Here is a 6,967-nt window from a genome sequence, read left to right as displayed (position 1 = left end):
TTTTCTCCCGCTGACCAAGGTACATTAGAGTGACGGTTTTCATGCCGCAACACGTGAATCGTTGAAATAGGGGCTTGACTCCGAACCTCATTTTTTCACGTCACCCGCCTCTCAAAAGCCCCTCTCAGCAAGGGCTTGTGACTCAAAGCAGATTCCAAACCTTAGCTGAACGATAAAGGTGAAAAATTTATTCGGCTTAGCTCTGAAAGTCGCTTTGCCGCAGCATTCTCCGCGCAACCCCTAACGTCATCAACCCGCTGCCCTAAAGGAATAAAACAGCCTGTGCCCGATCCGTTCCGGATCGTGCAGTCGTGTCCGTAGATCGACACATTACAGATTGATGACAGAAAAGCGTTCCCGGGACTCACCAACAAAAAGGGCTCCCTAAGGAGCCCAATTTTCTGACGTCCCGCGTCTGCCGAGTGGCGCCGCGGAGCCTCGCGTCTTAGACGGCGAGAGCCTTAACGCGGCTGTTCAGACGGGAAACCTTACGAGCTGCCAAGTTGGCATGAACGATGCCCTTGGTCGCAGCGCGATTGATTTCTGGTTCCGCAACCTTGAGAGCGGCAAATGCTACTGCGTGATCACCAGCGGTGATTGCTTCTTCAACCTTACGGATGAAGGTACGTACGCGGCTGCGACGCGACTTGTTGATCGCGGTGCGAGCAGCAATCTTGCGGGTCGCCTTCTTGGCTGACGGCGTATTGGCCATGTCGGTCCTCTTGATCGTCCAGCCGGCAAACTCAGCGCGAATTGCTCGCGTCCGGCCCACCGGGAAAAATGAATGCGGCAGCAAGATGCCGCCAAGTTCGGGGTGCTATAGGGGATTGGCAGTGGAGCGTCAACTGGATTCAAACCCTGAGAGCTGCTCTGCCGCATACCAAATGCGCTAATGGCTCTTCTGGCACGAAGGGCAGAAAAAAGTCGAGCGCCCTGATTGCACAATGCGTTGAACTTGACCCGCACAATTGGCGCTCCGGCAGGGCTCCCCTTCGCGATCGTAGACGGCAAAATTATGCTGGAAATAGCCAGTTCCACCTTCAGCATTGCGGAAATCCTGCAAGGTCGAGCCCCCGGAATGGATCGCTTCCGTCAACACCTGACGGACAGCAATAGTGAGATCCTCTAGTGCTTTTTTGGGCTTTCCTTTCGGTGTCACCAAAGATCTCGCCTCAACAGTTGGCAAGATATGAGCGCGGTAAAGGGCTTCCGCCACATAGATATTACCCAGGCCCGCCACGACTCGTTGATCGAGCAGCGCAGCTTTGACCGGAGCTTTTTTACCGAAAAAGCCTCTGACCAATGCTTCAGTATTGAAATCATTGCCTAAAGGCTCGGGACCGATTCCCAAAAGATAGGCATTGTCGGCGCCGGTCTCAAAGAGATCGAGAAAGCCAAAACGCCTCGGGTCTGCATAAATGAGGTGGCTCGATCCATGCTCTGGATGAGATATCTCTGCGACAAAGTGATCATGCTTGGGCTCTGTGCCCGGTTCGTAATAGCGCGGAGGCTTATCGATTCCATGTTCGGCAAAGCGCCATGACCCGGTCATGCCCAAATGGCTGAGCAAGGTGTGGCCGTTTGAAAGCGCAATAAGAAGGTATTTTGCGCGCCGCCCAACGTTGAGCACAGTCGCCCCTTCGAGCTGTTCTTTCAGACTGACCGGGAAGGGAAAGCGCAGGTTCGGGCGGTTGAGCGTGACAGCCTCAAAGCGCGCGCCCGTCAGCCAAGGCTCCAAGCCTCTGCGAACAGTCTCTACCTCTGGCAATTCCGGCATCGTCTCTAAACTCCTTCACCCTCTTGCCGAACAGGCATGGGCATTTTGTTGGGCTTTATATATGGTGCGCGCAAAACCGACTATCGAGGCCAAGCCATGACAGAGCCACGCGAAACCACACATTTTGGCGAGCAGACAGTCCCGCTGGAAGAAAAGCAGGGCCTCGTCAACAAGGTGTTCCATGACGTAGCGGACCGCTACGATCTGATGAATGATCTGATGAGTGTCGGCGTCCACCGCCTCTGGAAAAGCGCTCTGGTCGCCGAACTGGCGCCGCCCAAGTCTGGCTCGCGTCCCTATCGTGTGCTCGATATGGCGGGCGGCACAGGCGACATTGGCGAGCGCATCATCAATTCATCGCTCGGCCACGCTTCTGTCGTCGTCTCTGACATTAATTCGGACATGCTGCGCGTCGGCGCCGAGCGTGCCAAAACGTGGCGCTATCCTGATCAGGTGAGCTTTGTTGAGGCCAATGCCGAAGAACTGCCCTTCGAGAACGATAGCTTTGACGCCTATACAATCGCTTTTGGCATTCGCAATGTGCCGCGTATCCAGCGGGCACTCGACGAAGCCCATCGCGTTTTGAAGCGTGGCGGACGCCTCTTGGTGCTCGAATTTAGCCAAGTGGATGTCCCTGGCTTTGACGCGGTCTACAAATTCTATTCCGACACGGTCATTCCGCCGATGGGCAAGCTCGTCACGGGCGACGCACAGCCCTACCAGTATTTCATCGAATCGATTCGGAAGTTCCCGAACCCGCCCGCTTTTGAAGCGATGATGACCCAGGCCGCGTTCAAACGCGTCAAGCACACCTCTATGACAGGCAATATCGCCACCCTCTTCTCCGGGTGGAAACTCTAAGCATGGCTTTGACGTCGTATTTCCGTCTGCTCAACGCTGGCTGGGTTCTGGCGCGCGAAGGCGCCCTATCGGTGCTCCCAAGCGAATCGTTGCCGCCAATGATGAGGCTGGGGATTCGCATGGGGCGCATCGTCGAGCGCCCCTCTGTGCGCAAAACGGGGAGCGTCGAGCGTCTCAACGCGGCACTCCACAAGCTGGGCCCCAGCTTTGTGAAGTTTGGTCAGACTCTAGCAACGCGTCCTGACATTGTCGGCGCACAGGCGGCGGCCGAACTTTCCGGATTGCAGGACCGCATGCCCGCTTTTGACGAAAAGCTGGTGCCCGGAATTTTGTCTGAGGCGCTGGGCCCCAAAGCCAACCAACTGACCGAAATGAGCGGCCCCATTGCTGCTGCCTCGATTGCGCAGGTGCATAGGGCAAAGCTCGTCGAACACGGTGAGCTGCCGAAAACTGTCGCCGTCAAAATGCTCCGCCCCGGCGTCTCTGAGCGTTTTCATGCCGACACTGACGCACTCTACGCCGGTGCGCGCCTTGCTGAGACTTTCTCCTCCAAGAGCAGACGTCTACGCCCGACAGAAGTGGTCAAAACACTCGACCATTCTATGCGCCTTGAGCTGGACCTGCGCCTTGAGGCTGCGGCCATCTCGGAAATGGCCGAGAACATTAAAGACGACGCCGGCTTCCAAATCCCGGACGTACAATGGGACCATGTCGCGCAGAATGTGCTGACCACCACTTGGGTGGACGGCATTCCCATTCGCGATCACGCGGCGATAGACGCCGCTGGCATCGACCGCAAAAAACTCGCCTCCAACGTGCTGCAGTCATTCTTGCGCCACGCTATTCGTGACGGCTTCTTCCATGCCGACATGCATCCTGGCAATCTCTTTGCCGACCCGAAGAGCGGCGATGTCATCGCTGTCGACTTCGGCATTATGGGACGCCTGTCGATGCGCGAGCGTCGCTTCCTGGCCGATATTCTTTATGGCTTCATCACCCGCGACTATCGTCTCGTAGCGCAGCGCCATTTCGACATTGGCTATGTTCCACCGAGCCAATCGGTGGATGATTTCACTCTTGCCATTCGCTCCATCGGCGAGCCGCTGCACGGGCGCACTGCCGAGAACATTTCCATGGCGCGTGTCCTCGGCCAGCTTTTCACCATCACCGACCTCTTCCAAATGCAGACGCGTCCGGAGCTGGTGCTGCTGCAAAAGTCGATGGTGCTGGTCGAAGGGGTCGCTCGTACACTTGATCCAGAGCTCGATATCTGGACCGTGGCAGAGCCTGTGGTTGGCGATTGGTTGCGCCGTGAACAAGGCCCGATCGGGCGCTTAGAAGATCTCTATGGTCACTTCACCCGCGCTTATGAAGCGGCGGGGCGTGTGCCCAATTTGATCGCGCAAGCTGAAGCGACGCTGGAAGAGCACCGCGCGTTCCTCAATCGCCCGCACAACCGTCTCTCGCAAGCGTTGTCGCTCGGGCTACAAATGGGTGGGTTCATTCTTATTCTTGTACTGATTGGCCACTTCATAAACTAACACATCGGCTTGGCGGCGCATCGTCTTGCGCAAAATGCACGCCCACAATAATTTGCCCGCTAATTTCAATATGGGGGATACCCATGACTTCGAACATTGTTGGCAAATTCGCCGCGGTCCTACTGCTTGGCGCTGGCTTGGCTGGCTGCATGGACGCCGACGTAGAAGTTTCGTTCATGGATAGCGAAACCGCCCATGTGATGACCACGACGACTATGGGTGCGGACTTCTACGGCATGATCAAGGCCGCCGAGGCCGAAGCGCCAGCCGACGGCGACGACGCCATGGGCGAATTCAGCGAGTCCTTCTGTGCGGAAGGCGATTTGACGGAAAACGCCGATGGCAGCGCTGTTTGCGTTGAAATGATGCACGGCACGCTCGACGAGCTAAACGCGCAGAACGAAGAAGAAGGTGGCATTCACTTCGCCGCTCAGGACGACGGCACCGTCCGCGTGTCTATGCCGATGTCCGCACTCAACGCGCAGCTGGGTGCCGAGGAAGAAATGGATGCGGACACCAAGGCGATGATGGTTGCTATGTTCGAAGGCCATGCCATCACCTTCACCATTATTGGCGAAGAGATCCTCGACACCAATATGACCGTGTCTGACGACAAGACCTCGGTTTCCCTCGAACTCGAATTCGCCAAGCTCCTCGCGGGCGACACCGAATTCCCTAAAGAATATTACGCACTGGTACGCACTCCGTGACACAAGACCTGACCGTTCGCTTTAAACTCCTGCCCCATGGCGAGGGCCTTGCCCTCCCGGCCTATCAGTCTGCTTTAGCGGCTGGGGCGGACATGCGAGCTGCGGTTGGTGAAACTGAGCCTGTCGAGCTTTTGCCCGGCAGGCGCGCCATCATTCCTTGCGGTTTTGCCATGGCCATTCCCGCAGGCTATGAAGCGCAAGTCCGCCCGCGTTCGGGTCTCGCGGCCAAGCATGGTCTCACAGTCCTCAATTCTCCAGGCACGATCGACGCTGATTATCGCGGCGAGGTTATGGTGATCTTGCTCAATACCAACGATGTGCCCTTCACCATCACGCGCGGCGAACGCATTGCACAGATGGTGATTGCCCCTGTGGTGCAGCCTCGCTTTGAGGTCGTGACCGATCTCGACGAGACCGTGCGTGGCGCAGGTGGCTTTGGATCAACCGGCACGGCTTAAATGACGCCCCACACCCCGCCCCATCTTTCTGCTGACGAGACCAAGCGCTATGCGCGTCATCTTGTGCTCAAAGATTTTGGTGGTGCGGGGCAGCAAGCGCTCAAGGGCGCAAGCATAGCGATTATTGGCGCGGGCGGCCTTGGCAGCCCCGCCATTGCCTATCTCGCGGCCGCAGGTATTGGCCGCTTGGGCATTTTCGACGCCGACAGTGTTTCGCTGAGCAATTTGCAGCGGCAGATTGTGCACAACACGGCTCGTATTGGAATCAATAAGGCGGAAAGCGCTGGCCGCTTTGCCCTGTCACTCAATGAGCATGTCGCACTCGAGCTTTTTGCCGAAATGCTCACGGCTGAAACCGCGCAGCGCTTCCTCACGCCCTATGACATCGTGCTTGATGGCACGGACAACCTCGCCACACGCCGCGCCGTGGCAGACGCCTGCGAAATATTGCAAAAGCCGCTCGTCTCTGGTGCCGTCTCGAGTTTTTCAGGTCAACTCACCGTCTTTGCACCTCATCTGGGCGGCCCCAGGCACAGCGATTTCTTTGCCGATGAAGCAAATGACGACACCCTCCCCTCCTGCGAGGCCAATGGCATTTTGGGTCCGGTGACCGGCGTCATCGGCACGCTGATGGCCATGGAGGCCATTAAGCTCGTCAGCGGTGTTGGCACGTCGCTGATCGGTCGGCTGATGCTCTATGACGCCAAGGACGCGCGGTTTACCGAGATTGCCCTTTAAGAGGCAATCATGGGCTCTAGCGCCGCGCGCAAGAGGGCCAGATCCTGAGGCCGCGATAAGCGATGGTCGCCATCGGGGATCAAAGAGAACGTCACCGGGTCATGCAGAATATGGGTCAGTAGTTTTTCGACATGCTGCCGCGGCACGTCTGTGTCTAAACCGCCTTGCAGAATATGCACCGGACACCCCGTCTCAATCACATTGCCCAAGAGCAAATGATTACGCCCATCTTCGAGCAGTTCTCGCGTATAGCGATAGCTGCCGTCTCCATAGGCGCTGACATGGTCATAATAGCCTTGAGTGAGAATCAACGCGCGCTCTTCTGGGTTAAGCCGCGCCGGGATCAACACTTCCGTGGCATCGACCGCAGGAGCGATCAAGACGAGGCCTTTTAGAGGTTTTCCTTCGACGAGGTGTTTACGCGCGAGCAGCAGCGCCAACCAACCGCCCATGGACGAGCCGACAACAATCTGCGGTCCCGTCGTCGACGAAAACGCCGCCTCGGCCTCTTCCAGCCAGCGACTGATGGTTCCCGCGTTAAAGTCTCCGGGCGAGTCGCCAATGCCAGCGTGGTCAAACCGCGTGACCGAAAGACCCTTTTCTGCCCCAAACGCATCCAAGGCTGTTGCCTTGTCGCCGGTCATAACGGATCGAAAACCATTAATCCAAAATAGCCCGGGGCCGTGTCCGTCACGCTGCAATGAGGCGATTTCTCGGGCTTCAGAGCCGTTACCAAGGGTAATAATGCGTTTGTTTAAGGAACTCATGCGTGACTTGGTCGATTTTGTGATAGAGCAGCAATGGATTTCATGCCATTGAGCGCATAAATCAACTGCTTCGGCTGTTGACTTATGACGCAGCTAGCACGATTTTAGGGCCGAT

At 56.9% G+C, this 6,967-nt stretch carries 8 protein-coding genes; 5 read left to right on the top strand and 3 right to left on the bottom strand.

What is annotated here, in order from left to right; translation table 11 throughout:
* Positions 1–445: 445 nt before the first annotated feature.
* Together rpsT and mutM are read right to left on the bottom strand one after the other, a co-directional pair.
* Positions 446–712: a 30S ribosomal protein S20 gene (rpsT, locus tag H4N61_RS18255; protein ID WP_169194280.1), complete on the bottom strand. Its 267-nt coding sequence runs from the start codon at positions 710–712 to the stop codon at positions 446–448.
* 177 nt (positions 713–889) lie between these two features.
* Complete coding sequence (gene mutM, locus H4N61_RS18250) at positions 890–1,777, bottom strand: bifunctional DNA-formamidopyrimidine glycosylase/DNA-(apurinic or apyrimidinic site) lyase (RefSeq protein WP_182394632.1); 888 nt, start codon at positions 1,775–1,777, stop codon at positions 890–892.
* A gap of 96 nt (positions 1,778–1,873) precedes the next feature.
* Here mutM and ubiE point away from each other — a divergent pair, with 96 nt between their 5' ends.
* The 5 genes from ubiE to H4N61_RS18225 all read left to right on the top strand — a co-directional run bounded on the left by ubiE (position 1,874) and on the right by H4N61_RS18225 (position 6,085).
* On the top strand, positions 1,874–2,638 hold the full coding sequence (gene ubiE / locus H4N61_RS18245; protein ID WP_169194282.1) for a bifunctional demethylmenaquinone methyltransferase/2-methoxy-6-polyprenyl-1,4-benzoquinol methylase UbiE: 765 nt from the start codon (positions 1,874–1,876) through the stop codon (positions 2,636–2,638).
* 2 nt (positions 2,639–2,640) lie between these two features.
* Positions 2,641–4,179, top strand: coding sequence for a 2-polyprenylphenol 6-hydroxylase (gene ubiB / locus H4N61_RS18240; RefSeq protein WP_169194283.1), 1,539 nt, complete (start codon positions 2,641–2,643; stop codon positions 4,177–4,179).
* An 83-nt stretch (positions 4,180–4,262) separates the two neighbouring features.
* A complete protein-coding gene (locus H4N61_RS18235) occupies positions 4,263–4,889 on the top strand; it encodes a hypothetical protein (RefSeq protein ID WP_169194284.1) in 627 nt (208 codons plus the stop codon).
* On the top strand, positions 4,886–5,347 hold the full coding sequence (gene dut / locus H4N61_RS18230; protein WP_169194285.1) for a dUTP diphosphatase: 462 nt from the start codon (positions 4,886–4,888) through the stop codon (positions 5,345–5,347). The genes H4N61_RS18235 and dut overlap by 4 nt, the downstream gene beginning before the upstream one ends.
* Positions 5,348–6,085, top strand: coding sequence for a HesA/MoeB/ThiF family protein (locus H4N61_RS18225; protein ID WP_169194286.1), 738 nt, complete (start codon positions 5,348–5,350; stop codon positions 6,083–6,085). It abuts the gene before it with no gap.
* Here the strand turns inward: H4N61_RS18225 and H4N61_RS18220 are convergent.
* Positions 6,082–6,852 (bottom strand): alpha/beta hydrolase, encoded by a 771-nt coding sequence (locus tag H4N61_RS18220; protein ID WP_182394631.1) that lies wholly within the window; start codon positions 6,850–6,852, stop codon positions 6,082–6,084. The genes H4N61_RS18225 and H4N61_RS18220 overlap by 4 nt on opposite strands.
* Between the last annotated feature and the right edge of the window lie 115 nt (positions 6,853–6,967).

It is taken from the genome of Devosia sp. MC521, from assembly GCF_014127105.1.
Taxonomy (GTDB): Bacteria; Pseudomonadota; Alphaproteobacteria; order Rhizobiales; family Devosiaceae; genus Devosia.
This window is presented reverse-complemented; position numbering and strand designations above follow the sequence as displayed.